The sequence below is a fragment of the Streptomyces sp. CO7 genome (assembly GCF_053474865.1).
Window position 1 is genome coordinate 9,718 of the sequence record NZ_JBRIOU010000012.1, and the last position, 3,483, is coordinate 13,200.

Annotated in this window: 3 protein-coding genes and 1 pseudogene; 3 read left to right on the forward strand and 1 reads right to left on the reverse strand. The window is 74.7% G+C overall.

Annotated features, from left to right (window positions below):
* Positions 1–748, forward strand: a pseudogene (locus ACOV8S_RS29635) (hypothetical protein); the annotation flags it as partial.
* Here the strand turns inward: ACOV8S_RS29635 and ACOV8S_RS29640 are convergent.
* Entirely contained in the window at positions 732–1,547 is an 816-nt protein-coding gene (locus tag ACOV8S_RS29640) for a glutamate racemase (protein ID WP_448321566.1), read from the reverse strand. The pseudogene ACOV8S_RS29635 and the gene ACOV8S_RS29640 overlap by 17 nt on opposite strands.
* A 57-nt stretch (positions 1,548–1,604) precedes the next feature.
* On the opposite strand from ACOV8S_RS29640, the gene ACOV8S_RS29645 reads away from it, so the two are divergent.
* The gene (locus ACOV8S_RS29645; protein ID WP_448321567.1) at positions 1,605–2,834 is read left to right on the forward strand and encodes a glycosyltransferase; all 1,230 of its coding nucleotides are present in this window, start codon (positions 1,605–1,607) and stop codon (positions 2,832–2,834) included.
* Positions 2,835–3,059: 225 nt separating this feature from the next.
* Positions 3,060–3,483, forward strand: a 424-nt coding sequence (locus tag ACOV8S_RS29650) for a DUF6643 family protein (protein ID WP_448321568.1), incomplete at its 3' end; no start/stop codon positions are given.

The following is a 3,483-nucleotide window of genomic DNA, read 5'->3' on the forward strand; positions in this document are numbered from 1 at the left end:
CCCCGGGGGCGGTCCGCCCGGGGGTTCCGGCTCCCCCACGGGCGGCACCAGCAGCGGTGCCTCCGCCTCGATCACCGCCGGTTCCAGCGTCAAGGCGGGCGGCAAGGTCTCCTTCCGCGTCACCGGCTTCCCGGCCGGCCAGCGCCTGACCATCAAGCTGGACGACTCCGAGATCATCGGCCAGTGGACCATCGGTTCCGACGGGTCCTTCTCCGGCAGCGTCACCGTCCCGGCGGGCACCACCAAGGGCGCCCACTGGCTGCGCTTCCTCGCCCCCAACCCCTCCACCAGCCTGCGCGCCGACTTCACCGTCACCGACGGCGCGGAGCCCGGGTCCGCCACCACCGGCGGCTCCACCACCGGCTCCGGCGGGGCCGGCGGTGGCGGCACGCAGGAGATCCCGGCCGCGACCGGCGCTCCCGCCTCCGCCTCCAACTCCTCGGGCGCCAAGGCCGAGATCACCGCCAGCGAGGTGCAGCCGGGCGGCAGCATCCACTTCAAGGTGACGAAGTTCCCGAAGAACGAGACCGTCACCATCAAGCTGGACGACGACGGCATCCTCGGCCAGTGGAAGACCGACGCCGACGGCTCCTTCGAGGGCGACGTGGAGGTCCCCGCCGACACCACGGTGGGCAAGCACTGGTTCCGCTTCCTCGCGCCGAACCCGCCGACCGGGCGCCTCGGCCTTGGTGGCGGACCCGCCGCGGCCCCGCGATCGGCCCCGCGGCGCCTCAGCGCGCCGCGCTGACCTCGCGCAGTCCGCGTCCCTCGGCGTAGAAGAGGGCGGCCTCGGTGAGCCGCGACTCGACGCCGCCGTGCAGCACGGTCAGCGTGCCCGAGCCGGCCGGAGCACCGGTGTCACCCGTACCGGCATCGTCCGCAGCGGCGCGTCGCTCTCCGACGCGCCGCAGCGCCTGGGCCGCGACCGCGTCCGCCGAGCCGAGCAGCTCGGGCCGGTGGCCGACGACGCGCTCGAGGGCGGTGCCGATCCGTCCGGCGACCAGTTCGTAGTGGGTGCAGCCCAGCACCACGGTGCGCACCCGCGCCGGGGTGAGTGCGGCGGCGGCCGCGACGGCGGCGTCCACGGCGGCCTCGTCGGCGTGCTCGACGGCGTCCGCCAGACCGGGGCAGGGCACCTCGGTGACGTCCACGCCCGCGGCGAACTGCTCGATGAGCCCGCGCTGGTAGGGGCTGCCGGTGGTGGCGGGGGTGGCCCAGATGGCGACCGGGCCCTCGCCGGCGGCCGCGGGCTTGATCGCGGGCACCGTGCCGACGACCGGCAGCGCGGGCTCCAGGTGGGCCCGGAGCGTGGGCAGCGCGTGCACCGACGCGGTGTTGCACGCGACGATCAGGGCGTCGGGGCGGTGGGCCGCGGCGGCCTCGGCGACGGCCAGCGCGAGCCGGGCGATGTCCTCGGAGCTGCGAGGGCCCCAGGGCATGCTGCCGGGGTCGGAGGAGAGGACCAGATCGGCGTCGGGCCTGAGCCGGCGCACCGCGGCGGCCGCCGCCAGCAGCCCGATTCCGGAGTCCATGAGCGCGATCTTCACCCCGTCACCATAGTCGATGAGCGTGGAGCGCCCGGTTCCGTGATGCAGACTGCGGCGATGAGCGTCGTGGTGTGGATCTCCGCCGTGTCCCTCGCCGTCTGGCTCTGGCTGCTGCTCGGGCACGGGCGTTTCTGGCGCACCGACGTGCGGCTCCCCGAGCGGCGGGAGCCGGCGGCGTGGCCGAGGGTGGCGGTCGTCGTCCCGGCCCGCGACGAGGCGGACGTCCTCCCGCTCAGCCTGCCGTCGCTGCTGGCCCAGGACTATCCGGGCGAGGCCTCCGTGGTGCTGGTGGACGACGGCAGCACGGACGGCACCGGCGAGCTGGCCCGGGAGCTGGCCCGCCGCCACGGAGGTCTGCCGCTGACCGTCGCCTCGCCCGGCGGGCCGCCGGACGGCTGGACCGGCAAGCTCTGGGCGGTGCGGCACGGTCTCGCCGTGGCGCGCGCCGGCTCCCCCGAGTTCGTGCTGCTGACCGACGCGGACATCGCGCACGCGCCGGACAGCCTGCGGTCCCTGGTCTCCGCCGCGGTCACCGGCGGCTTCGACATGGTGTCGCTGATGGCCCGGCTGCGGGTGGCGGGCGCCTGGGAGCGTCTGGTGGTGCCGGCCTTCGTGTACTTCTTCGCGCAGCTCTACCCCTTCCGCCGGGTGGCGCGGCCGGAGTGCCGGACCGCCGCTGCCGCCGGAGGCTGCGTCCTGCTGCGCGCCTCGGCCGCCGAGGAGGCGGGGATCCCGGCGTCGATCCGGGGCGCGGTGATCGACGACGTGGCGCTGGCGGGCGCGGTGAAGGGGCGCTCACCGGGTGCGCGGATCTGGCTCGGGCTGGCCGACGGCGTGGTCAGCGTGCGTCCGTACCCCCGGCTGCGGGACCTGTGGCGGATGGTGGCGCGCAGCGCCTACGCCCAACTGCGCCACAGTCCCGCGCTCCTGGCGGGCACGGCGGCGGGCCTGTGCCTGGTCTACCTGGCGCCTCCGGCGGCCCTGGTGGCCGGCCTGGTGGCGGGTGTGCCCGCCGCGGCGGTCTGCGGGGGCGCGGCCTGGCTGCTGATGGCGGCGAGTTACCTGCCGATGGTGCGGTACCACCGGCAGCCGCCCTGGGCGGCGGTACTGCTGCCGTTCACCGCGTCGCTGTACACGCTGATGACGGTGGACTCCGCGGTACGCCACCACCGGGGGCGGGGCGCCGCGTGGAAGGGACGCACCTACGGGCGCCCCGAGACCCTTTCCGTCACCCGTTCGCGGAGGGCTCCGAACGGCCGAACGGGCACCAGCGGCCGGGACGCCTGACGGACCGCCACAAATCCCCCGTAACGCCCTCCGGGAACACTCCTGTGACCGAAGTTAACCGTGGGTAACGTGCCCGATACCGACCCTCATACACGATTCGCGCTGGACAGGAAGCCCCTTTTTGCCAAATTCGCTCGGATTGGGTATCCAACATCACCGCCGACACGGAAAACAACCTTCTTATCTGTCTCCCCAACGACCACATCGTGGGCTTAACTTATGGGTATGACCTCCCCCCGCTCCCCTTACGGCGGCGGCTATTCCTCAGCCGCGTTCCCGGACACCCCGATCTACGACTCCCTGGTCGCCGAGCGGGGTACCCCTCAAATCGCGCCGATCCGGGTGCCGCCGATGTACGACACGCCGTCGTACACCACCCACTCCTCCTACGGCACCGGCGGCAGCCAGCTGCCGGCCCTGCCCGCCCTGCCGTCGGGCCCGTCCTACCAGCCGCCGGCCCCGCAGCCGCCCGCGCCGTCCTACGGGTACCCGCAGGCGTATCCGGCGCTGCCCGCCGCCCAGGCCGCGCTGCCTCCGGCGCCCTCGCCCGTCCCGGCCCCGTACATCCCGCAGCAGGCGGCCGGACCGCGCGGCTATCCGACGCAGCAGCAGCCCCGTCCCGCGCCGCACGCCGGCACCGGGTACGAGG

Coding starts and splice junctions, on each gene's coding strand:
- ACOV8S_RS29645 (WP_448321567.1), top strand. CDS start 1,605: ATGAGCGTCGTGGTGTGGATCTCCGCCGTGTCCCTCGCCGTCTGGCTC.